This is a genomic window from Pseudomonas sp. MPR-R2A5 (assembly GCF_058793055.1).
The window spans coordinates 15,168-37,195 of the sequence record NZ_JBXAFK010000065.1; the positions used below are offsets into that span (position 1 = coordinate 15,168).

Annotated in this window: 24 protein-coding genes and 1 pseudogene; 6 read left to right on the forward strand and 19 right to left on the reverse strand. The window is 60.9% G+C overall.

Translation table 11 applies throughout. The annotated features are described in order from the left end of the window. Window positions 1-60 precede the first annotated feature (60 nt). Window positions 61-1,137 (reverse strand): ABC transporter substrate-binding protein, encoded by a 1,077-nt coding sequence (locus AC1Q6I_RS31285; RefSeq protein ID WP_024074390.1) that lies wholly within the window; start codon window positions 1,135-1,137, stop codon window positions 61-63. Window positions 1,138-1,488: 351 nt separating this feature from the next. On the opposite strand from AC1Q6I_RS31285, the gene AC1Q6I_RS31290 reads away from it, so the two are divergent. Further along, window positions 1,489-2,202, forward strand: coding sequence for a UTRA domain-containing protein (locus tag AC1Q6I_RS31290; RefSeq protein WP_041160882.1), 714 nt, complete (start codon window positions 1,489-1,491; stop codon window positions 2,200-2,202). Between the two features lie 107 nt (window positions 2,203-2,309). On the opposite strand, the gene AC1Q6I_RS31295 is transcribed toward AC1Q6I_RS31290, so the two are convergent. Genes AC1Q6I_RS31295 through AC1Q6I_RS31330 form a run of 8 tightly spaced genes read right to left on the reverse strand, consistent with a single transcriptional unit; the run spans window position 2,310 to window position 8,433 of the window. Continuing rightward, window positions 2,310-3,233 carry a metal ABC transporter substrate-binding protein gene (locus AC1Q6I_RS31295; protein WP_102624989.1) on the reverse strand — a complete coding sequence of 308 codons (924 nt, stop codon included), beginning with the start codon at window positions 3,231-3,233 and terminating at the stop codon, window positions 2,310-2,312. Continuing rightward, the gene (locus AC1Q6I_RS31300) at window positions 3,233-4,132 is read right to left on the reverse strand and encodes a metal ABC transporter permease (RefSeq protein ID WP_024074393.1); all 900 of its coding nucleotides are present in this window, start codon (window positions 4,130-4,132) and stop codon (window positions 3,233-3,235) included. Before AC1Q6I_RS31300 ends, AC1Q6I_RS31295 begins: the two co-directional genes overlap by 1 nt. Next, the gene (locus tag AC1Q6I_RS31305) at window positions 4,129-4,875 is read right to left on the reverse strand and encodes a metal ABC transporter ATP-binding protein (RefSeq protein WP_102624990.1); all 747 of its coding nucleotides are present in this window, start codon (window positions 4,873-4,875) and stop codon (window positions 4,129-4,131) included. The genes AC1Q6I_RS31300 and AC1Q6I_RS31305 overlap by 4 nt, the downstream gene beginning before the upstream one ends. After that, a complete protein-coding gene (locus AC1Q6I_RS31310; protein WP_102624991.1) occupies window positions 4,872-5,792 on the reverse strand; it encodes a metal ABC transporter substrate-binding protein in 921 nt (306 codons plus the stop codon). Before AC1Q6I_RS31310 ends, AC1Q6I_RS31305 begins: the two co-directional genes overlap by 4 nt. Before the next feature lie 19 nt (window positions 5,793-5,811). After that, complete coding sequence (locus AC1Q6I_RS31315; RefSeq protein WP_024074396.1) at window positions 5,812-6,372, reverse strand: DUF6162 family protein; 561 nt, start codon at window positions 6,370-6,372, stop codon at window positions 5,812-5,814. Continuing rightward, window positions 6,369-6,698: a hypothetical protein gene (locus AC1Q6I_RS31320; RefSeq protein WP_102624992.1), complete on the reverse strand. Its 330-nt coding sequence runs from the start codon at window positions 6,696-6,698 to the stop codon at window positions 6,369-6,371. Before AC1Q6I_RS31320 ends, AC1Q6I_RS31315 begins: the two co-directional genes overlap by 4 nt. Beyond that, window positions 6,695-7,234, reverse strand: coding sequence for a PA2404 family protein (locus AC1Q6I_RS31325; protein ID WP_024074398.1), 540 nt, complete (start codon window positions 7,232-7,234; stop codon window positions 6,695-6,697). The genes AC1Q6I_RS31320 and AC1Q6I_RS31325 overlap by 4 nt, the downstream gene beginning before the upstream one ends. Then, window positions 7,231-8,433 (reverse strand): PepSY-associated TM helix domain-containing protein, encoded by a 1,203-nt coding sequence (locus tag AC1Q6I_RS31330; protein WP_102624993.1) that lies wholly within the window; start codon window positions 8,431-8,433, stop codon window positions 7,231-7,233. The genes AC1Q6I_RS31325 and AC1Q6I_RS31330 overlap by 4 nt, the downstream gene beginning before the upstream one ends. A 210-nt stretch (window positions 8,434-8,643) precedes the next feature. On the opposite strand from AC1Q6I_RS31330, the pseudogene AC1Q6I_RS31335 reads away from it, so the two are divergent. Continuing rightward, a pseudogene (locus AC1Q6I_RS31335) lies at window positions 8,644-8,748 on the forward strand (3-isopropylmalate dehydratase small subunit); the annotation flags it as partial. Window positions 8,749-9,199: 451 nt separating this feature from the next. On the opposite strand, the gene AC1Q6I_RS31340 reads toward AC1Q6I_RS31335, so the two are convergent. Both AC1Q6I_RS31340 and soxR read right to left on the reverse strand, forming a co-directional pair. After that, complete coding sequence (locus tag AC1Q6I_RS31340) at window positions 9,200-9,658, reverse strand: VOC family protein (RefSeq protein ID WP_024074401.1); 459 nt, start codon at window positions 9,656-9,658, stop codon at window positions 9,200-9,202. Between the two features lie 238 nt (window positions 9,659-9,896). After that, window positions 9,897-10,346: a redox-sensitive transcriptional activator SoxR gene (gene soxR, locus AC1Q6I_RS31345; protein ID WP_024074402.1), complete on the reverse strand. Its 450-nt coding sequence runs from the start codon at window positions 10,344-10,346 to the stop codon at window positions 9,897-9,899. A 100-nt stretch (window positions 10,347-10,446) separates the two neighbouring features. On the opposite strand from soxR, the gene AC1Q6I_RS31350 reads away from it, so the two are divergent. Then, a complete protein-coding gene (locus AC1Q6I_RS31350) occupies window positions 10,447-10,812 on the forward strand; it encodes an antibiotic biosynthesis monooxygenase (protein ID WP_041160883.1) in 366 nt (121 codons plus the stop codon). Here the strand turns inward: AC1Q6I_RS31350 and AC1Q6I_RS31355 are convergent. From AC1Q6I_RS31355 to msuE, 4 genes are all read right to left on the reverse strand, one after another. Continuing rightward, the gene (locus AC1Q6I_RS31355; RefSeq protein ID WP_102624994.1) at window positions 10,801-11,904 is read right to left on the reverse strand and encodes a sigma-54 interaction domain-containing protein; all 1,104 of its coding nucleotides are present in this window, start codon (window positions 11,902-11,904) and stop codon (window positions 10,801-10,803) included. The two genes, AC1Q6I_RS31350 and AC1Q6I_RS31355, sit on opposite strands and share 12 nt — an antisense overlap. Before the next feature lie 11 nt (window positions 11,905-11,915). Continuing rightward, window positions 11,916-13,103, reverse strand: coding sequence for an acyl-CoA dehydrogenase family protein (locus AC1Q6I_RS31360; RefSeq protein WP_102624995.1), 1,188 nt, complete (start codon window positions 13,101-13,103; stop codon window positions 11,916-11,918). Window positions 13,104-13,250: 147 nt separating this feature from the next. Continuing rightward, window positions 13,251-14,390: an FMNH2-dependent alkanesulfonate monooxygenase gene (ssuD, locus tag AC1Q6I_RS31365; RefSeq protein WP_102624996.1), complete on the reverse strand. Its 1,140-nt coding sequence runs from the start codon at window positions 14,388-14,390 to the stop codon at window positions 13,251-13,253. Window positions 14,391-14,399: 9 nt separating this feature from the next. Next, entirely contained in the window at window positions 14,400-14,963 is a 564-nt protein-coding gene (gene msuE, locus AC1Q6I_RS31370; RefSeq protein ID WP_024074407.1) for an FMN reductase, read from the reverse strand. 396 nt (window positions 14,964-15,359) lie between these two features. On the opposite strand from msuE, the gene AC1Q6I_RS31375 reads away from it, so the two are divergent. The 3 genes from AC1Q6I_RS31375 to AC1Q6I_RS31385 all read left to right on the forward strand — a co-directional run bounded on the left by AC1Q6I_RS31375 (window position 15,360) and on the right by AC1Q6I_RS31385 (window position 18,881). Beyond that, window positions 15,360-15,629: a hypothetical protein gene (locus AC1Q6I_RS31375; protein ID WP_024074408.1), complete on the forward strand. Its 270-nt coding sequence runs from the start codon at window positions 15,360-15,362 to the stop codon at window positions 15,627-15,629. 233 nt (window positions 15,630-15,862) lie between these two features. Continuing rightward, a complete protein-coding gene (locus AC1Q6I_RS31380; protein ID WP_102624997.1) occupies window positions 15,863-17,023 on the forward strand; it encodes a cysteine desulfurase family protein in 1,161 nt (386 codons plus the stop codon). 49 nt (window positions 17,024-17,072) lie between these two features. After that, complete coding sequence (locus tag AC1Q6I_RS31385; protein WP_102624998.1) at window positions 17,073-18,881, forward strand: aminopeptidase P family protein; 1,809 nt, start codon at window positions 17,073-17,075, stop codon at window positions 18,879-18,881. Window positions 18,882-18,989: 108 nt separating this feature from the next. Here the strand turns inward: AC1Q6I_RS31385 and AC1Q6I_RS31390 are convergent, their stop codons facing one another. The 4 genes from AC1Q6I_RS31390 to rhtA all read right to left on the reverse strand — a co-directional run bounded on the left by AC1Q6I_RS31390 (window position 18,990) and on the right by rhtA (window position 21,791). Continuing rightward, window positions 18,990-19,580, reverse strand: a complete 591-nt coding sequence (locus tag AC1Q6I_RS31390; RefSeq protein WP_102624999.1) for a 2-hydroxychromene-2-carboxylate isomerase — start codon at window positions 19,578-19,580, stop codon at window positions 18,990-18,992. A 37-nt stretch (window positions 19,581-19,617) separates the two neighbouring features. After that, window positions 19,618-20,349, reverse strand: coding sequence for an SDR family oxidoreductase (locus AC1Q6I_RS31395; RefSeq protein ID WP_102625000.1), 732 nt, complete (start codon window positions 20,347-20,349; stop codon window positions 19,618-19,620). Window positions 20,350-20,455: 106 nt separating this feature from the next. Then, window positions 20,456-20,737: a hypothetical protein gene (locus AC1Q6I_RS31400; RefSeq protein ID WP_024074413.1), complete on the reverse strand. Its 282-nt coding sequence runs from the start codon at window positions 20,735-20,737 to the stop codon at window positions 20,456-20,458. 166 nt (window positions 20,738-20,903) lie between these two features. Next, complete coding sequence (rhtA, locus tag AC1Q6I_RS31405) at window positions 20,904-21,791, reverse strand: threonine/homoserine exporter RhtA (RefSeq protein WP_102625001.1); 888 nt, start codon at window positions 21,789-21,791, stop codon at window positions 20,904-20,906. Window positions 21,792-22,028 lie beyond the last annotated feature (237 nt).

Below are 22,028 nucleotides of genomic sequence, written 5' to 3' on the forward strand. Positions count from 1 at the left end.
TCGGGGGCAAGCCCCCTCCCACATTGGATCTCCACTGGAGCTCCAATGTGGGATAAACCCTTACTTCATTTCTACGATGACCTGCTCATTCCACAACTGCGGCAATTTCTTGGAAGTCGCTTCCCAGGCATCGGCATCCTTGATCGGCTGCGGGTTGGCCTTGGTGTACTGCTCGCCCGGGATCAGGTTCTTGGCGATGTCGGCCGGCAGTTTCAGGTCGGTTTCGGCACGGATCGGACGTGCGTTGCCACGCGCCAGGTTGAGTTGGCCGGCATCGCTGAAGATGTATTCGCGGGTCAGCTTGGCGGCGTTCGGGTGCTTGGCGTATTTGTTGATGATGGTGGTGTAGCCGGATTTCACTGAGCCGTCCGATGGGATCAGCACCACGTAGTCAGCCGGGTTGGCCATCTTGGCCTTGTAGCTCAGGCCGTTGAAGTCCCAGACCACACCCACTTCGACTTCGCCTTTTTCCATGGTGGCGATGGTCGGGTTGGACAGTGACAGGCGGCCTTGCTGGGCGATCTTGGTGAAGAATTGCAGGCCAGGGGCGATGTTCTTCTCGTCGCCTTTATTGGCGATGGCGGCGGCCAGCACGCCGTTGGCGGCTTGTGCCGCGGTGCTTACGTCACCGATGGAGACCTTGTATTTGCCGGTCTGCAGGTCGGCCCAGCTGGTGGGGATTTCAGACCCGTGCAGCAACTTCTTGTTCACGATAAAGGCGATGGTGCCGGTGTAGGCCAGGGCCCAGTGACCGTCTTTGTCTTTCGCCCAATCCGGAACCTGGGCCCAGGTGGACGGTTTGTACGGCTGGGTGACTTCCTGTTTCACCGCGATCGGGCCGAAGGCCGCGCCCACGTCGCCGATATCGGCGCTGGCGTTGTCTTTTTCGGCCTTGAACTTGGCGATTTCCTGGGCCGAGCTCATATCCGTGTCGATGTGCTTGAGGCCGTAGGTCTTGGCCAGGTCTTCCCAGGTGCCTTTCCAGTTGGCCCAGTCATCGGGCATGCCGACGCTGTTGACGGCGCCTTCCGCTTTCGCGGCGGCTTCAAGGGTTTTTAAATCGGTATCAGCGGCCATGGCGGCGGTGCACATGGCAATGGTCGAGCCTAACAGTGATGCCAGGAAAAGCTGTTTCATCCGAAGCTCCTTTGGGCGTTTTCAACGCGGCGTTTTATACGAACGTTAGCGGTGGTGTTGGTCTAGGTCAGCAATACCTGAGCCAATCTAGGCTCGATGGATGACAGTTTCATGTCGATGTCGTTTTTAAAGCGCTGATGTCGCACAGTGCAGACTTAGCGTAGACCATGCTCAAGTGCCCGCAGACTCTGGACTTGGCCGATGTATTGCAGGGTGGGGCAGGGGGCACGATGCGGACTGTCATCTGTCGGTCATCTGTAATGCCTAGGCTGGCACGTAACAACAGAAGCCCAAATAACGCGCGGTTTATGCACCTGAACGGTGCTGGTCTAGTCCAGATAGGTAACGTTGATGCGTGATGAGGCAATCAAGGCGGTGACATCCATCGGCCTGGCGCTGCAAGAGCAGATCGACCACGGTTTGTTGCCGCCTGCAAGCAAACTGCCCGCCGAGCGCAAACTCAGCGAGTTGTTTGGTACCACTCGAATTACCGTGCGGGAAGCCTTGTTACAACTGGAGGCCCAGGGGCAGATCTATCGCGAGGAGCGTCGTGGCTGGTTTGTCTCGCCACCCCGGCTGGCCTACAACCTGATGCAGCGCAGCCACTTTCACGCCATGGTCAATGACCAGGGACGCGTGGCGTCGACCGAGGTCATCAGCGCGCGGCTGCAACCGGCGTCTGCGGCAGTGTGTGCGTGGTTGCAGCTGCCGGCCTTGTCCAGCGTGATCCAGATTTGCCGGAGCCGACGGATCGATGGGCGGCTGGTGTTGTATGTGGAGCACTACCTGAACCCGCACTATTTCCCGGGGATTCTGGAGTGCGACCTGAATCAGTCGATGACCGAGCTGTATGCGCGCAAGTACGACCTGCACTACGGGCGGGTGCGTTTCGAGATTGTGCCAACCTCATTGCCGGTGGAAGCCGCCGCGGCGTTGCGCGTGTCGGTGGGCAGCCCGGGCCTGCGGATTGCCCGGGTCAACTATGACCAGCACCAGCGTTTGATCGACTGCGACCTGGAGTTCTGGCGGCATGATGCGATTCATGTCGGCGTGGATGTGGTGTGATCGGGAGCTTCCTGTAGGAGCGAGCTCGCTCGCGAAAAACCTGAGGGCGCCGAGGTGGATCAGGCTGTCCGCGTTAGCGTTGACGTCTTTCGCGAGCAATCTCGCTCCTACAGTGAGTGCTTTGTGAGTGCCTTGATCACTTGATCCACATTGGTTTCCAACTCCGATACCGGGTCCGCGCCGTCGACGTTCAACACCAGCAACTTCGAGCCGCCTGCCGTGACGGCGGCGTTCACGGCGTCACTCGGCTGACGATGATGCAGCACCACGGCCACGTCGTTTTCCTTCAGCTCGGCACTGAGTTTTTGTAATGCCTCAGGCGTCCAATCCGCATCGGGCCGGGCATCGGTGCTGAGCAGTTCCAGATTCAAACTGCTGATCAGATACCCAAAGTGATCGCTCAAGCTCACCACGCTCAGGTTGTCCGCCTGGGCCAGTCGCGCTTCGCTGTCGGCAGTGAGCTTGAGCAGGCGTTGCTTGAGGGCGGCGAGGTTGGCGTCGATCTTTGGCTTGGCGGCGGGGGCCAGGCGGCTGAGGTCGGCGGCCATTACGTCGGCCATGCGCCCCATGTTATTGCTCGATTGCCAGGGTTGGCTGTTCAAGCCGTCGGTGACGCCCGGTTGCACGGCGATCCCCGGCAAGCCGCCGTCCACCGGGCGTGCGGCGTCCACTTCGACAATACGGATATTGCTGCGCCGCGCCACGGGGTAGAGCGGATCATCGGCCCACAGCGAGCGCAGGCCGATGGCGGCGTCGGCGTCCTGGGCCAGCGTATTGAGCGCCGGTGCGCCACGGCCGGTGAAGTAGGACACCTGGCGCGAGCCTGGCAGGTTGGCCGGGGCGGCACGTTCCAACTGCACGTCGGTGCCCTTGAGCAGCACCGCTGCCAAGCCATAGGTGATGGGCAGCGAGGCCAGGACCTTGATGGGTTTGGCCGCGTGCATGGCCGGCCTGGCGACGTCGGCGGCTATCAGCGGCGGGGTGATCAAGCAGGCGATGGCCAGGGCCAGGGGGGTGAAGAACGCGCGCATTATCCAAGGTTCCCTTTGAGACTGGGCACGGTGCCGCGCGCAATGGCGGCACAGGCGAAGGCGATACCGGCCACGAGGATGATCGCGGCGCCGGAGGGGATCGGCAGGTCGAAGATGATGGGCAGCAGGATCCCGCAGAGGGTGCTGAGGGTGGCGATCACCACTGAGATCCAGAAGAATCCCTTGAGCGATTGGCTCAACAGGCGGGCCGCCGCGGCCGGGATCACCAGCAGCGCACCGACCAGGATCGCGCCGATGACCTTGACTGCCGCCACGGTGATCAGGGTCACCAGGATCACGAACAGGTAGTCCAGGGTCTTCACCGCCACACCGCGTACCGCGGCCAATTGCGGGTTGAAGCTGGCGAGCATGATGCGGTTGTACAGCGGCAGCGCCAGGGCCATTACCAGCGAACCTACGACTGCCAGTACCAGCAGGTCATTGCCGTTGACCGTCAGTACCGAGCCAAACAGCACGTTCTCCAGGATATGCACGTTGATCTTGCCTGCCAGGATCAGCAGCAGGCTCGCGCCCAACGCCAGGGACACCGACAGGAACACCCCGATCAACGTATCCGGCGCCAGGCCGGTGCGGTTGCGCAGGTAGTTGAGCAGGATGCCGAACAACAGGCAGTAGCCAAACAGGCTGCCGTACGGTCCGGTATAGGGTTCTCCGAGCAGGATGCCCACCGCAACGCCGGTCAGCGCCGCATGGCCGACCGCTTCGGAGAAAAACGCAAAGCGCTTGACCACCACCAGCGTGCCCAGGCCGCCCAGCACCGGGCCGATCAGCAGGCCAGCGAGCAACGCGTTGACCACAAAACCATAGGCCAGGGCTTCCGGCAGGTAACCGGAAGAGGCCCAGCCCTGGACCATCAAGCGAAACGCTTCATAACTCATTGCGCCGGGCTCCGAGGGTGGGTAGAGAACAGGGTCAGCAGGCGATCCGGGGTCAGAGCCTCCTTTGGCGTGGCGTCGAACAGCACACGGCGGTTCAACCCGGTGACGCGGTCGGCCAGGCGACCCACGGCCTCCAGGTCGTGCTCGATCCACAGCACGGTGATCCCGGCCAGGCGCCAGTCGCTCAGCAGCCGTTCGAACACTTGGATACCGGCTTCATCGAGGGCCGACATCGGTTCGTCCAGCACCAGCAAGTGCGGGGCCGGAATCAGCCCCTGGGCCAGCAGCACGCGCTGACGCTCACCGCCGGACAGCGCACCCATGCGGCGCTTGCGCTTGTCTTGCATGCCGACCCGTTCCAGCGCCTCGCCGATGGGGCCGGCGTAATGCTTCGACAACCCAAGGAACGCCGGGCGCCGCTGGCACATGGCCGCCATGAAATCATCCACGGTCATCGGCAAGCCCCGGTCGAATTCCAGGGCCTGGGGCACATAACCGATGGTGCCGGGCACCGTTGGCCATTGCAGGCTCAAGTGGCCCTGATGCGGCGTCTGCCCCAGCAGAGTCTTGATCAGCGAGCTTTTACCGCCGCCGTTGGGGCCTACCAGCGCGTGGATGCTGCCCGGCTGCACCTGGAAACTCACGCCATCGAGAATCGCCGTGCGGCCGAGGGTCAGCGTCACCTGGTCGAAGTCGATCGTTGGCCCGACGCTGGTCACTTTCAGGTGTTCCGCCGCCGTCATGCCCCCGACTCCTGGATCGCCCGCACCACGGTGTTGAGGTTGCCGGTCATTTCCACTTCGTACTTTTCAGCGCTGTATTCCCCGTAGGAAATATGCGAAAGCGGGTAGAGCTTGACCCCGGATTCGCGTTGGATGGTGTCGACATAGGTGGACGGGAAATCCATTTCCGAGAAGATCACCTTCACGTCCAGCGCCCGCAGTTCATCGATGGTTTTCTTCAACTGGCTGGGGCTGGGTTCGATCCCGTGGGCCGGTTCGACCACCGCGGTGACTTCCAGGCCGAACTCGCGCAGCAGGTAGTCGTAGGCCGCGTGCACGGTGGCGACACGCAGGTCCGGGTTGGGCGCGCGGGTCAGCTTGGCCAGGGCGTCGGCGCGCATCTGGCGTAGGCGTTTGCCGTAGGCACGGGCGTTCTGGGTGTAGGTCTTGGCGTTGTCCGGGTCGAGCTTGCCCAGCTCGCGGGCGATGTTGTAGACCTGGGCAATCGAGGCACTGATCGACAGGAAGGTGTGCGGGTTGACCACCTTGCCGGCACCGCGCGCCGCATTGCCGGTGGCGGCCAGCAACGGCACGTTGGCGTTGGCCTCGATCACCGGGATAGCCGGGCGCTCGCTGGTGGCAATCATGCGGTCGGCGAAATCGTCATGGCCGACGCCATTGAGCACGATCACATCCAGGGTGCCGATGCGCTTGATGTCTTCGGCGCGCGGCTCGTAGGCATGGGGGTTGAAACCGGCCGGAATCAGCGGCACCACCTCGGCCTTGTCGCCGACGATATTCGCCACGTAGCTGTAGTAAGGGTGCAGGGTGATGCCGATCCGCAGGCGTTTGGCGGCCTCGGCGTTAGCGAGGGGCGCGAGCATCAGGCTGAACAGGCCAACCAGCAACAGGCGTAACAGGGGAGATGAAATAGACATGGGCAATCGATCTTCTCGTTCAGTGACGGTGCTGGCGGGTGACGCCGGCATCGAATTGCGCGACCACCTGCTGCCAGCCGGCTGCGATCAGCGCCTGGTCAGTGAGGTCGGAAGGGGCGGCGAGGTCTGCGCGGCGGTTGAGCCAGATGTCCGGCTCGGCGCCGTGCACGCGCATCAGCAACGAGCCACTGGTGGTCGGCGCCTGGCTCAGTCCCAGGTAGGCCGTATTCGCCAGCAACTGCCAGCGATGGTCGCCACGACTGACCGAACTGGCGTCGCGGGCAAACGGCGCAAAGCCTTCTTCGGCCAGTTGTTCGGGGCCAGGCAGGGCGCTTTGCTCTTGTTGCAGCACGTGGATTTCATCCAGCGTTACCCGCAGGTCGGCGTAGATGCCTTGTTCGGCGGCGCTCAGGTCACGGCGGGCATCCAGTTGATGGCTGGACACGGCGGCCACCACCTGGGTTTCACCGTGCAGGGCCACCACCGTGCCGGCCACCGCGAGGATGATCAGGCACAGCAGCAGGACGTAGAGGGTTTCATGGCCGGCACCGGCGGGGCGTACAACCTGTGTGGTACTCATTGAGGCTGGATATCCGCTTGGTCGATTTCCACCACGTGGCCGGGGCCCGCATCAAACAGCACATAGAACTCGGCCGAGGGCTTCTTGAAGGTCAGGGTCGAGTCCTGGCCGAGCTTGCCGGGCAGCAGGATGGTCTCGTCGTAGCCGATCACGTCCAGGGTCACGCCGGGGGCGCCACTGCCGTCGGAAAAACCGCCGGTACACTGGATCTGCTCACCGGGGATTTCCTTGCATTCGCACATCGGGTTGTGGGCCAGGGCAACCGTGCTGAAGCCGGCGCTCAGCAACAGAACGCCACAGGCGCGGGTCAGGCGCATCAAAGTCATGGTTTAACTCCTTGCTTGTTCAGCCAGGCAATGGTTGCAGGCGAGGCCTGGCTCAAAGGAACGGAACCCTGGTGCATCGTGCCGTCCCAGCCTTCCATGGTGACCCACAGTTCGGCGTCGACCGGCGTGCGCTCAGGGATGGGCAGGGCGGCGCCCATGCGGTAGGGCGTGCCGAAGAAGATCACCCCGGCGGCCCGCAGGCTGCGCGGCTTGCCGATACGCAGGTAGGTGGCCTTGACCTGCTCGGCGCAGGTCGCGCACAGGGCGGCATTGAAGGACTTCATCGGGCCGGCCGGGTCCGGGCGCGGGCCTTCGTTGCGGAATTCGGCGAGCTTCAGGCTCCATGGCCCGACCTGCACGTCACCGACCACCCGTTCGCCAAGGCCGGTGTCGCCACGAAACAGCGCGGCATCGGCAAAGTACTTGGGCATAAAGCCCAGGGGCACCAGTAACAGCAGGACGTTGATGTGGAAACGCCATTTCAGCCAAAAGGCCCGCAGCGGTGAAGGCGGGGTCGCGGCAGCGGGCTTGCTCATGGGTTGGCCTCCGAGGTTTCGGCTGGCATGGCCGGGATAGACGCCGGCGCACGTTGGGTCTTGGCTTCGCGCTTGAGGGCATTGAGGGTGGCCAGGGCGGTGCGCTTGGTCCAGATCAGCAGGCCGCTCAGCACCATCATGCTCATGATCAGGCCGAAGAACGCCCAGATCAGCTTGATCCACAGCCCGCCAAAGTCGCCGGTGTGCAGCGGGCGCATGGATTCGGTGACGAACTCCAGCTTCGAGCGGTCGGACAACAAGTGCGCGGCGGCGATTTCCCCGTCATAGGGGTTGATCTGCGCGGTCTGGTACATCAGCGGGTACCAGCCGCGCCCGCCGATCTGCAGGTGGCTATAGGCATTGAGAGGCAGGCTGACGAAACTCGCCTCCAGGCCGGGAATACGCTGGGTGGCGATCTTGATCGCCTCGTCCACCGGAATCATGGGGGCCGGTACACCGGGTGCAGACAGCGGCACATTCTCGCGGGCAATCACCGGGATCACCGGTTCAGTGGAAATCGAAATCTGGTTGTCCCCCAGGATCGCCCGGATCAAGAACCAGATACCGGTGATGGAGATCACCGCAATGAACCAGATCGACCAGATACCGCTCAAGCGATGGAAATCACCCCAGAAGATCCGCGCACCGTGGCGGATACGCAGGGTCGGGCGCAGGAAGCCCTTCCAGAACCGCTTGTACACCACCAGCCCGGTGACCAGCGACGCCAGCAGCGGAATACCGAGCGCCGACACCAGGTACCAGCCCCAGCTGTAGCCATTGGTGAACGGCACCAACCACCAGCCGTGCAGGGCGCGGGTAAATTGCTGGAAGTTGAAGGCCGGGCTGATCCCCTGGATGACCCCGGTGTACGGGTTGACGTAGACCTCGACGGAGCGCCCGTCGGGGTAGCTGAGGTTGACACTCAGGGCAAAGTGCGACTCATCCGGGCGGCTGATCGACTGCACGATCACCTCGGGCGCGTCACGCTGGATGGCGGCGATCACCTGGTCGTAACTCAGCAGTTCGGCGTCGTCCGACGGCTGGCTGGCACGGATATCCGGGTTGGCCAGCCAGACGATCTCCTGGCTGACCACCGCCAGGGTGCCGGTGACGCAGACGATCAGTACAAAGAACCAGATGGGCAACGCGAGCCAGCTGTGTACAAGAAACCAGAGTTTTGAGCGTGACTTCTTCGACATGTGAATGAGGGTCTTGATCGGAGGGGGCATTGAAGGCCCGGAAAAGGCCGGTCGTAGCTTTTGCTGACGCGACAGGCTGTATCTAAGTTAAGACGGATGAGAATGAGAAATCCCTAAGCGGGATATGAAAGAAAATGTTTCAGGTTCACATTCAGGGCGCTTTATCGCCTCCATCGAACACGAAACATGTTCCAAGCCATCACCCAGGCGCCCTTGCTGCTGGGCCTGGATGCAGTTGGCAGCACCTTGCAGTGCAGCGAAGCGATCAAGGCATTCGAACGCGGCCACCTGCAAGCCAACCCGTGGCTTAACTGACCCACGGCCAAACAAATGTGGGAGGTCCCGCTCAATATCCGACTTAGCGCTGTCGCGCAGCAAACTGGAACCCCTGTGGCGAGCGGGCTTGTTGTGGCAAGCCCTAATGCCGTTCAGTTAAGGCTTTTTTGTAGGAGCGAGCTTGCTCGCGAAGAACTTACAGGCGCCGCGTTCATTCAGGAAACACGCGTTATCGTTGACGTTTTTCGCGAGCAAGAACTAGGCGTCCCCCTCGCTCCTACAGAAGGCGATGTACGCTTAACTGAATGGCATTAGGGCAAGCCCGCTTGCCACAAAAATTCGGTCGTTTAAGGGAAGAATTTTAATTCTTAATAATCAATAAGTTATTTTGTTTTATAAGAGGAGGTTTGCTCCCGATGGCGGTACATCAGTCAATTAAATGTCAACTGATCCACCGTTATCAGGAGCAAGTTGTATCGCCTCATGGATTTCAGCCTTGCTTGAACATGTCCATGGCACGTTCGCGGATCTGTGCTTCGGTCAAATCCTCCTTGCGCGTGGCCAGGAACCACAGGTGACCGAACGGATCCTTCACGCTCGCCGACCGGTCGCCATAAAACTGGTCCTTCGGTTCGGACACTACGGTGGCGCCTGCCGCCACGGCTTGCTTGAATTGCGCGTCCACATCGTTCACATACAGGTGCAAACCGACACTGGTGTGCTCGCCCGGATTACGCAGGGCCATTTCCTCGCAGGGTGAGCCCAGCATGATCGCCGAGTCGCCAATGCGCAGCTCGGCATGGCCGACTTTGCCATCGGGCATATCCAGGCGCATGACCTGTGTGGCGCCAAAGGCTTTTTTGTAGAAATCGATGGCATCACTCGCTTTGTCGATGCCCATATAAGGCGTGACGCTGTGGTAGCCCTCGGGAATAGGCTTAACGCTCATATCGTTCTCCTTGATTGTGGTTGTGGAGGGACGGCCTTTTCACTATAGGCCACGCCGATCGTGGCTTGCAGGCAGCCGACGAGGTGTCGGCCGGACAGCATCGGCGACCTGTGCATGCCGTGGCGGCAAGGCGTTCAATCGCGGTGAACTGCGCCAGTTCATCCTGACGCGTGACGAAAGTGATATCGCACCGGGTTTCTAAAACCCATGGCGATCAAAGGGGGGGCGCATTCCCAACTCAGGATTGCGGCGTGGGTTCCAACAGCTGGGCCCCAGGCCCATGTTCACCGAGCTGGTCAGCCTGATTACGCAGCGGGCACGCTTGCAGCGACAAACACCCGCAGCCAATACAACCACTGAGCTTGTCGCGCAGCAGTATCAACTTGTTGATGCGCTCATCCAGATCCTCTCGCCACAGCGCCGACAAACGCTCCCAATCCTCAGTGGTCGGCGTACGACCATCCGGCAGCGTCTGTAATGCCTGGCCAATCGTCGCCAGGGGAATGCCCAAGCGCTGGGCGATCTTGATCACCACCACGCGCCGCAATACATCCCGTGGGTAACGGCGCTGGTTGCCAGCGTTACGGTTGCTCTTGATCAACCCTTTGGATTCATAGAAGTGCAGCGCCGTGACCGCAACGCCACTGCGCGCGGCCAATTGGCCGACGGTGAGTTCCTTGTTGAGCATGAAAAACTCCAGAGAAGCGCTTGACCTTGACTTAACTAGAGGTTTTACCCTGCGTGGCATCGAATCGCAAGATTCTGCCTACAGAGAAAGGGGAGTGTTCATGCAGGTATCAGAGAAAAATCGCAGCTTCACTCAATTGATCGAGTTTCAGATCGAACCCCGGCAACAATCTGCCCTGGTGGCAGCCCTGACTATTCAGAGCGAACGTCTGGCCCAGGGCCATGGCGGCTTTATCAATGCGAGTGTGCAAGTCAGCGATGACGGACGACGGGTGCTCAATTACCTGCAATGGCGCTCGCGTGAAGACGGCGAGGCGGCCTTCAAGTGTTTCGAGCATGGAGAGGAAGATTTCTGGACATTGATTCGCGCCCACCAGGCCACGGCCGTGACCTTCGGTTCGTTCCAGGTGCTGCGCAGTTTCGAGCGCAGCCATGACAACGCGTTGCACTGTCGCCTAAATGGATAGGTGCAGCATGCGCTCGCCTTGCACGTTTTCGCCGGGGCGGCGCTTGTTTACCGCCAACTCGCCGATCTTGATCAGGCGCGTGCGTGTGACGTTGCGGCTCAGACCCAGCAGGTTGGCGGTATGGACCTGGTTGTAATGGCTGAACCGGTAGGCGGCGCGTAGTAACGCGTCTTCGACCTTTTCATGCAGGGCGCCGGCCTGTTCTTCGAACAGTTTTTGAAAGGCCCGTTCGAGCAAGGCTTCGGCACTGTTGTCGGTGTTGTGCTGGCTGTCGTCCTGGCGCTCGATACGCATGTTCGACAGGCGCAGGTCGTCGCGTTCGATCACGCCATTGCGGCAGATCAGCAGAGTGTGGTGGATCACGTTTTCCAGTTCGCGGATGTTGCCCGGCCAGCTGTAGCTTCTGAGTTTGTGCTCGGCTTCGCGGCTGATGGTGATCGGGCCATAGCCCAGGCGCTGGCTATAGGCTTCGATAAAATGACGGGTCAGCGGCAGGATATCGCCGGGCCGCTCGCGCAGCGGGCTGAGTTCCAGGCTGACCACATCGAGCCGGTAGTAGAGGTCTTCGCGGAAATGCCCGGCATTGATGGCTTTTTCCAGTTGCACGTTGGTCGCGGCGAGCACACGCACATCAATGGGAATGCTTTTGCGCGAACCGAGGCGCACCACTTCCCGCTCCTGCAATACCCGCAACAATTTGACCTGGATCGCCATCGGCAAATCGCCGATTTCATCGAGGAACAAGGTGCCGCCGTCAGCCTCTTCGAACCAGCCGGCCTTGGCGCTGAGGGCACCGGTAAAGGCGCCTTTTTCATGGCCGAACAATTCGGCCTCCACCAGGGATTCAGAGAAAGCCCCGCAGTTCACCGCTACGAACGGCCGGTTGCGTCGTGCGCTGAGGTTATGAATATGGCGCGCCACCAGCTCTTTACCGGTGCCGGTCTCGCCGATGATCAGCACGCTGGCTTCGCTGGGCGCCACTTGCTGGATATGGTCGAGCAGCGCCTGGGATTTCGGGTCTTCGAAGACCTGGGCTGTGGCGCGGATCGAGGTCGCGAGGGCGGGCGAGGGCGGTAGGGTTAAAAGCTGCATGGGCACCTCTCTTAGGAATAGAACGTGGGAGTCGGCAGGGATTGGTTCAAGGCCCAGTCCCCGAGTTCGTGGAGTTTGTAGTCCACGGGGTCGTGCAGGGTTTGCGTGCGCAGGTTGCGCCAGTGGCGGTCCAGGCGCAGCGAAGCATGGGTGGACCGCGCGCCGGTGACTTCAAACAGGCGGCTGCACAGCTCCAGGCCTTGGCGGGTGGCGGCAACCTTGGCGGTGGCGATCGCGATGGCCAGTTGGCCGCGTTCGTTTTCGCTGAGGCCGGGGCCTTTGGCCCAGGCGTGGTCGAGCAATTCGGCGGCGCGTTCCACCAGCAGGCGCACACCTTCCAGGGCCACCCAGAACTCACCGTAGTGGTGCAGCACGTAAGGGTCCTGGCGCACGTCCTCGGCGCTGGATTTGTGCCACGAACGGGTTTCGGTCAGGGTGTAATGGCGTGCTTCTTCGAAGGCTCCTTCGGCAATCCCGAGGAACATATGGGTAAAGGTCAGCTGGGCGATCAGCGGGCGCAGACAGGCGAAGGGTGTGCTCAGCGGGCCGGGGTCGAGCAGCAGTTCCGATTCCTCCACGCGTACCCGTTCGAAGCTGGCGCTGCCGCTGTCGGTCTGGCGCTGGCCGATATTGTTCCAGTCGTTGTGCAGGGTGATGCCGCTGCGCCCGCTGGGGATGGCGGCGATCAGCAACTTGCCGCCAGCGCTTTCATCCACGGCCGAGGCGATGAGCATTTCTGAATCGCTGGCGCCGGAGCAGAAGCTCTTCTTGCCGGAAAATTCGCGCCAGCCGCCGAAATCCTTGACTACCGTGCGTGTGTCCAGCGGGTTGAGGGCGTTGCCCCAGAACCAGTTCTGGCGCGCGGTCTGTTCGAACCAGGGTTGCCATTGGTCCTGGCGCGAAAACAGGCGCACGGTGGCGAGCATCAGGTGGTGGAAGCCGAAGACATGGGCGATTGAGCTGTCGACCTTGGCGAACTCGCGCACGATGCCCAGGGTGTCACTCCAACGTGCGCCGAGGCCACCGTATTGGGTGGGAATACTCAGGGCCAGCAGGCCGCTTTGGCGCAGGGCATCCCGTTCGGTTTTCGGCGTGCCACCGCGTTCGTCGCGTTCGACGGCGGTGAGGGCGAAATCGGCGGCCAGCAACTTGGCGGTCTGCAAAGGGGAGGGCAGGACGCTGTGGGGTTTGGCTGTCACGCGGTGTTCCTCAATGTCTATTTGGCAATGAAGGCCAAAGGTGGGAGCGGGCTTGCCCCGATAGCGGTGTGTCAGTTGCCAGTTACGGGGCTGACCCGCCGCAATCGGGGGCAAGCCGCCTCCCACCTAAGGCAGGCTTCATTGATCTCAGGGCTTGGCGGGCAGTACATCGTTGGCGATCATTTCGCCGAACGGCCCCGTCAGGTTGGTGATGCCGCGCCCGGCCAGGCTGGCATAAGGTTCCGGCAATAACGGGAACACCAACTCGGCAAAGTGATACGCCTCTTCCAGGTGCGGGTAGCCGGAGAAGATAAAGCTCTCGATGCCCAGGTCTGCGTATTCCTTGATGCGCTCGGCCACTTGCTGCGGGTTGCCCACCAGCGCGGTACCGGCACCACCGCGTACCAGGCCGACACCGGCCCACAGGTTGGGGGCGATTTCCAGGTTGTCGCGGCGCCCGTCGTGCAGGGCGGCCATGCGGCGCTGGCCTTCGGAGTCAAAGCGCGAAAACGATTTTTGTGCTGCGGCGATGGTGTCGTCGCTGATGTGCTCGATCAGTTTGTCGGCGGCTTTCCAGGCGTCTTCTTCGGTCTCGCGCACGATCACATGCAGGCGGATGCCGAACTTCACGGTGCGGCCATGACGCGCGGCCCGTTCACGCACATCCGCGAGTTTTTCCGCGACGGCGGCCGGGGGTTCACCCCAGGTCAGGTACACGTCCACCTGTTCGGCGGCGAGGTCATGGGCGGCGTCCGAAGAACCGCCGAAATACAGCGGTGGGTACGGCTTCTGCACGGGCGGGTAAAGCGCCTTGGCATTCTGTACGCGCAGGTGCTTACCCTCAAAGTCCACCGATTCGCCCTGCAACACACGGCGCCAGATCTTGAGGAATTCGTCGCTGACTTCATAGCGCTCGCTGTGATCGAGGAAGCTGCCGTCGCCACGGTTTTCGTCGGGGTCACCGCCAGTCACCACGTTGATCAGCAAGCGGCCATTGGACAGGCGATCGAGGGTCGCCGCCATGCGCGCCGACACCGTGGGCGAGATGATGCCCGGGCGAATCGCCACCAGGTAGCGCAGGCGTTCTGTCAGGGGGACCAACGCCGAGGCGATGACCCAGGAGTCTTCGCACGAGCGGCCGGTTGGAATCAGTACGCCGTAGTAGCCAAGGCTGTCAGCCGCTTGGGCGACCTGTTTCAGATAGTTGAGGGTGACTGGCCGCGCACCTTGGGTTGTGCCCAGGTAATGACCGTCGCCATGTGTTGGCAGGAACCAGAAAACATCCATGACAGATCCTTAAGCGATTTTCAGCAGAGAAGTGGAGTGCGCGGCAAACAAGGGCGCCGCGCGTTCTGCAGCAAGACGAATACGGCCCTTCAAGGGCTCGCTGGTTATTTGGTAGTCGGTGAAGTCGGCTTCGGTGGCATACACGCCAATCGGCAAGGTCAAGGCCTGGAAGAAGCTGAATAACGGCCGCAGTTGGTGATCGAGGACCAGTGCATGGCGATCGCTGCCGCCGGTGGCTGCGAGCAATACCGGCGTGTTGATCAGCGAGTTGAGGCCGACCAGGTCGAACAGGTGCTTGAGCAGGCCGGGATAAGAGCCGCGATAGACCGGTGCGGCGACGATCAGCAGGTCGGCTTGCTCGATGGTCACCAGTTGCGCTTCGATTTCCGCTGGCAGCTCATCGCGCGACAGCGCGCCGCCCAGTGGCCGGGCTATGTCGCCCAGTTCGATGAGGGTGGTCTGGATCGGCAGCAGGCTGGCCAGTTCGGCGAGTACCGCTTGGGTCAGCACCAGGGTACGGGACGGGCGCCAGGTTCCGCCGGAGAGGGCAACGACATTCAGGGGACGGGTCATGAACAGTTCCTTTTCAACAGTGGTTCATTGCGAGTGAAGTACGTGGGCTGAGCAAGAGCTGTACCAATGGGCGCAGGCCTTGCCGGCTGCGGGTTACAGGCTCACTGCTGAAAAGTGTTGCTGTTGTCTGCCTGGTGAATTGTTGAATGACTGTTGCCTGCGCAACAGTTGCCTGGCGAACACTGGGGCCCGGCGTGCAGCTAGTTATAGTGGGTTGTTTTTATTCCGTAAATGAACGTATTTCCATATTAATAGATCGTAAAAGAATATGTTGTCCTGGTTATCGAGGGTGTCGCGGCGGGTGATAGCGACTATCACGGACGATGATTTTTCACTGTGCGGGGGCGGGAGTAGCCTGTGTTCATTGACTTAAACCTCCTTCGCAGAGCCTTCGCCATGAACCAGTCACTCGCTGTTTGCGTATTACTTGTCGCTTCCTTCCTCACCGGCTGTGCGACACATCCCTCACCGGAATCACGTCCTTACACCGCTGAAGAAACCAAGCAATTGGCTCTGGAAGCGCTGAGCCGTCGCGGCTTGTCGTTTGATGAATACCAACAGCAGCGCGCCGCACTGACCGGCCAGCCACAGAAGCCCTTCGGTTTTGATCGCCAGGGTGAAATGAATGCCGAGCGCAGCGTGACCTTGCATGGGCGCCCCAGTTGAGTGGCTGCGCCGTGCTGAAGAACCCGAGGTTTCCCTTAAGGAATCTCGGGTTTTTTGTTTGCCATGGAGCGACTTCAGCCTGTTAAGCTGAATTTCAGGAGCGTTCCTACGCACATTTACATAAAGTCATCCTTTTCTAATGGCATTTGACCAGGTAAACCTGACCACCTCTGTTCCGGTCGATGCCCCTGAGACGCTGCTCTCGGGAACCTGCTCTGCGAGTCTTTAACGTCATGAATAAACGTCCGCTGTATTTCGACTACGCCGCCACCACGCCGGTGGATGAGCGGGTCATCCAGGTGATGGTCGAGTGCCTGGGCTTCAATGCCAACTTTGGCAACCCTGCGTCCAGTTCCCATGCGTTCGGCCAAGCGGCCCGGCAAACGGTTGAACAGGCACGTCGCCAGGTGGCCGAGCTGGTGGGCGCCGAGCCAGGACAGATCGTCTGGACCTCCGGAGCCACTGAATCCAACAACCTTGCGATCAAGGGCGTGGCCCAGGCGCGTGGCGTGGCGGGCGGGCATATCATCACCAGCCAGATCGAGCACAAGGCAACCCTGGATACCGCGCGGCAGTTGCAGGACGCCGGGGTGGCCGTGACCTACCTGGTGCCGGACGCCGATGGCTTGATCAGTGTCGAGGCGGTCAGCGAAGCCTTGCGTGAGGACACCTTCCTGGTGTCGCTGATGCTGGTGAACAACGAACTGGGTACCCTCAATGACATTCCGGCGATTGGCGCGCGAGTGCGGGCGCAGGGTGCGTTGCTGCATGTGGACGCGGCGCAAGGGGCGGGCAAGGTGGCTATCGACCTGACGCAATGGCCGGTGGACCTGATGTCATTTTCCGCCCACAAGCTGTACGGTCCCAAGGGCATCGGCGCGTTGTATGTCGGGCCTCGGGCCCAGCAGAAGGTATCTGCGCAGATTCATGGCGGTGGCCATGAGGGCGGTTTGCGTTCCGGCACCCTGGCGACGCATCAAATCGCGGGCATGGGGACGGCGTTTGCCTTGGCGGCGGAGTCTTTTGCGGAGGAGAAGGCCCGGATCGTGGCTTTGCGCCAGCGCCTGCTGGATCAGTTGGCACCGGTGGCAGGCGTACGCCTCAATGGCAGCCCGGCGCAGCGTATTCCGCATACCCTCAGCCTGACGTTCGGCGAAGGCGAATTCAATTCTGCCGCCCTGAGTGCCGGTATCGCCTTTTCGGCGACGTCGGCCTGCAACTCGGCCAGCAATGCACCGTCCCACGTCCTTCTGGCCCTGGGCCATGATGCACGCTCCGCCGCTCGAACCATTCGCCTGAGCCTGGGCCGGTTTACCACCGAACAGGATATCGACCAGGCTGTGCAATTGATCAAGGCCGCCCTTGCCAGTGCACCGGCGTTCTGGGCGGTCTGATTATCCATTTGCAGCACATAACAATTATTCGTGGTTAGCAGGAGACACAATGAGTACGCAGCCTTTGACCCATGGAACGGTGCCCCAGCGCCTTGCGCATACCCGTGAACTGATGAGCCGCGAGGGCATTCACGCCCTGCTGGTGCCGTCGGCCGATCCACACTTGTCCGAATACCTGCCCGGCTACTGGCAGGGTCGCCAGTGGTTGTCGGGGTTTCATGGTTCGGTCGGGACACTGATTGTCACCGCGGACTTCGCCGGTGTCTGGGCTGACAGCCGTTACTGGGAACAGGCGAGCAAGGAGCTCAAGGGCAGCGGTATCGAGTTGGTAAAACTGCAACCCGGCCAACCCGGTCCGTTGGAATGGCTGGCCGAACAAACCCCGGAAGGCGGTGTGGTGGCGGTCGACGGTGCGGTCATGGCCGTGGCCTCGGCGCGAACCCTGGGCAGCAAGCTGGCGGAGCGTGGCGCGCGCTTGCGTACCGATATCGACCTGTTGAATGAGGTCTGGCAAGACCGGCCGCCGTTGCCGAATCAACCGATCTACCCGCATCTGCCGCCCCAGGCCACCGTTAGCCGTGGCGAGAAACTTGCCGCACTGCGCAGCAGCTTGAAAGAGCGGGGCGCCGACTGGCACTTCATTGCGACGCTGGACGACATTGCGTGGCTGTTCAATCTGCGCGGCGGCGATGTGTCGTTCAATCCGGTGTTTGTGTCCTTTGCCCTGATCAATCAGCAGCAGGCCACCTTGTTCGTGGCGCTGGGCAAGGTCGATGCCGAGTTGCGTGCCACGTTGGCGCGGGATGGGGTGACGCTACGCGATTACAGCGAAGTGGCTGATGCATTGCGTGCCGTGCCGCCGGGTGCCAGTTTGCAGGTTGATCCAGCACGTGTGACTGCCGGTTTGCTCGAGCATCTCGATGCGGGGGTCAAGTTGGTCGAAGGATTGAACCCGACCACGCTGGCCAAGTCTCGCAAGAGCTTGGCCGATGCCGAACATATCCGCCAGGCCATGGAACAGGATGGCGCGGCGTTGTGCGAATTCTTCGCCTGGCTCGACAGCGCCCTGGGGCGTGAACGCATTACCGAGCTGACCATCGACGAACATTTAACGGCGGCACGCGCCCGTCGCCCGGGTTATGTGTCACTGAGTTTCAACACTATTGCGGCCTTCAACGCCAATGGCGCTATGCCGCATTACCATGCCACTGAAGAAGAGCACGCGCTGATCGAAGGTGATGGCCTGCTGTTGATCGACTCGGGCGGCCAGTACCTGGGCGGCACGACGGATATCACGCGGATGGTGCCCATCGGTACGCCGAGCGAGGAGCAGAAGCGCGACTGTACCCGGGTACTCAAAGGTGTGATCGCCCTGTCCCGTGCGCATTTCCCCAAGGGTATCCTCTCGCCGCTGTTGGATTCGATCGCGCGGGCGCCGATCTGGGCTGAGGGCGTGGACTACGGCCACGGTACCGGTCACGGCGTAGGCTATTTCCTCAATGTGCATGAGGGCCCACAGGTGATCGCCTATCAGGCCGCGACCGCACCGCAAACCGCGATGCAGCCTGGCATGATCACCTCGATTGAGCCCGGTACATATCGCCCGGGTCGTTGGGGCGTGCGCATCGAGAACCTGGTATTGAACCGTGAAGCAGGCAAGACCGAGTTTGGTGAGTTCCTCTCGTTCGAAACCCTGACCTTGTGCCCCATCGATACACGTTGCCTGGAGCCGTCGTTGTTGACGGCTGATGAGCGCCAGTGGTTCAACGCCTACCACGCCGAGGTGCGGGAGCGTTTGAGCCCGTTGCTAAGCGGTGCCGCGCTGGAGTGGTTGCAGGTCCGCACTGCCGCTATTTGATCGGTTGCGCTTCAGGGGGGCGACAGCGCAATGCCGAGCCCCCATTCAATCGTTGCCGCCTAAGACGGGTTCGCAAGGGGACGTTCAAGGGCGGTCGACGATCGAAATTCAGCCAAGGGCTTCCCGTACAAACTCCAGACGGTCCTGGCCGAAAAACAACTGATCTCCTACAAACAGGCTGGGCGCACCAAACACCCCGCGTTGAACGGCTCGTTCGGTGTTGTCCTTGAGGGCGGCTTTTACGACTTCATCGTTGGACAGGGCCAATACTTGTTCCGGATCGAAACCCTGCTCAGTGAGGACTGTGGCCACGACGGCGGGGTCTCCCAAATGACGGCCTTCTACCCAGAGGGCGTGGAACAGGCAGTCGATGAAGGCCTGGAAGCGTTCAGGTTGGTGCATTTGCATGCCGGTAACTGCCCTCATCAATACCAGCGTATTGATAGGGAAGTGCGGGCTGAACTTGAGCACAACCTTGTAGCGTCGGGCATATCGCGCCAGGTCATCCAACAGGTAGCGACCTTTGGCGGGGACGGTGATCGGGGAAGCGTTGCCGGTCGCCTTGAATACGCCCCCTAATAGTATTGGCCGATACACCAGCAGTGCGCCGGTTTCGGCGCACAGGGCAGGGAGCTGGGTATACGCCAGGTAAGTGGCGGGACTGCCGAGGTCGAAGAAGAACTCCAGGGTCTTATCCATGGTTGCTGCTCGCTGCTTATTGTTATGAAGGGCGTGACTACCAGGGCTCGTTCCAGGGGCGCAGGTCCAGTTCGAAAGTCCAGGCGTCCCGTGGCTGGCTATGTAGGAACCAATAGTTATCGGCGATATGGTCGGGGTTGAGAATGCCGTCCTGATCCTTGAGGGCATATTTCTGCGGAAAATTGTCGCGAATGAACGCGGTATCGATAGCGCCGTCCACCACCACGTGGGCGACGTGGATACCTCGGGGGCCTAATTCCCTCGCCATACTTTGGGCGAGGGCGCGAATTCCGTGCTTGGCGCCGGCGAACGCGGCAAACCCTGCAGCTCCACGCAGACCTGCCGTGGCGCCGGTGAACAGGATGGTGCCGCGGTTGCGCGTAACCATGCGTTTGGCGACTTCGCGGGCATTCAGGAAACCGGAGAAACACGCCATCTCCCAGATCTTGAAGTATTTGCGCGCCGTTTCTTCCAGGATGCTGCAGGGGACGTTGGCGCCGATATTGAAGACGAGGACTTCGATAGGGCCCAGTTCGCTTTCGATCTGTTCGATCAGTGCGATAACGCCTTCTTCTTTGCGCGCATCGCAAGCAAAACCATGGGCTTGGCCGCCCGCCAGCTGGATGCTGTCCACCAGCGGCTGCAGTTTGTCGGCGCTGCGACGGGTGACGCAGGCCACATACCCCTCGCGGGCAAAGCGTTTGGCAATGGCTCTGCCGGTTGCATCGCCCGCACCCACTACCAAAACGATTTTCTTGTTGTGCGTCATGGGAACTCCTTTGGCTCGGTGATCAAGCAGGAGTGTAGCCACAGCATCGCAAAGGGCAGGTTTGTGTCAGGAATTTGATCGGAGCAGTCGGGGACTGCTCGGGTGACTACTTACAGATGACGATCATGCTGCGGCTGGTGTAGCCAGCAGGGTTGAGGCCGAAGGGGTAGTCCCCAGGCTCCTCGGAATTGTCACCGGATTTGGCGATAACCCGGTAGCCCTTGGCTCCGCAAGAATTGGTGGCACTGGTGTAGCACTGGTCCCAGGAGGACGACAGGCCCGAACAGTTGATATGCAGCCCTTTTTTGCCCCGCTTCACTTCTGTCTTGGTGGTCGCGGCACAGCCAGCAATGGCCACGACCATGAACAGTATCAAAATTCGCTTCATTCCTATCCTTAATAGCCGCTCCGCAAAAAAGCCTGGAGCTGGCCTTACTCGCTCTCGATTGTAGCGTTCGGGCTGTCCTTGTCGAAATTCTCCATGAATGACATTGGTTTACCGACTAAACATGGCCTAAATGAGCGGCAAATACCAGAGCTACCTCGAAAGATGATTAGTCGGCGGGCACCAGTGGTTTGGATTCATTGCGCATGGTCAATGTGGCGCCTACGGAGGCCAGGATGATGCAGGTGATGGCCAGCCATTGGGCGAGGGATAAGTGCTCATGCAGGAAAAACAGGCCGGAAAGCGCGCCGAACGCGGGCTCGATGCTCATCAACGTACCGAAGGTGCGGGCGGGTAGTCGGGTCAGTGCGACCATTTCAAGGGTATAGGGCAAGGCGGTGGACAGAATGGCGACGCCAATGGCGATAGGGATCAGGGCGGGTGTCAGCAATGCAGTACCGGCATGGACGATACCAATCGGTGCGACGAAGAGGGCGGCAATCATGACGCCCAGCGCGGCGGTTTGTACGCCGTTGTCGTTGCCGGCTTTTTGGCCAAACAGGATATACAGCGCCCAGCAGACGCCCGCACCCAATGCGTAGCCCGCGCCGATCAAGTCAATGCCACTGCTGGCTTCCCCCATCGGGATCAGCAGGAGCAGGCCAATGATCGCGAGGGCAATCCACAGGAAGTCCATCGCTCGCCGTGATGCATAGATAGCCACGGCGAGGGGGCCCGTGAATTCGAGTGCTACTGCAATGCCCAGGGGGACGGTGCGCAAGGACATATAGAAGAGGAAGTTCATGCCGCCCAGCGCCATTCCGTAGACGATTACGGTGCGCAGGGACTTGGCCGTCAGCTTTGCGCGCCAGGGGCGCAATAGAAGCAGCATGATCACGCTGGCGAAAATCAGGCGCAGGGTCGTGGTGCCTTGTGCGCCGATGATAGGGAACATGCTCTTGGCCAGCGAAGCGCCGGACTGTATGGAGGCCATGGCGATTAACAGCAGGCCTACTGGAAACAATGCCGAGGCCAGGCTGCGGGGTGGGGGGGTCATTGAGGTGTGTCGTCCAAGGTCATAGTAGAGAAGCAGAGGTCGCTATGATGCTGAACTGTTGAGTAATGAGCAATATATTGCCCAACTATCGCTGCCACACGTCCTATATAGAAGGAATGTCAGGTGTTTTCGGTGGTTTGATAGAAATTCCAAATAAAGAGTTGACGGCAGATTCTGGAAGTCTATAATTCGCCCCACTTCCGGCGCAGTCGAAACGGAAAACTCCTTGGTAAACAA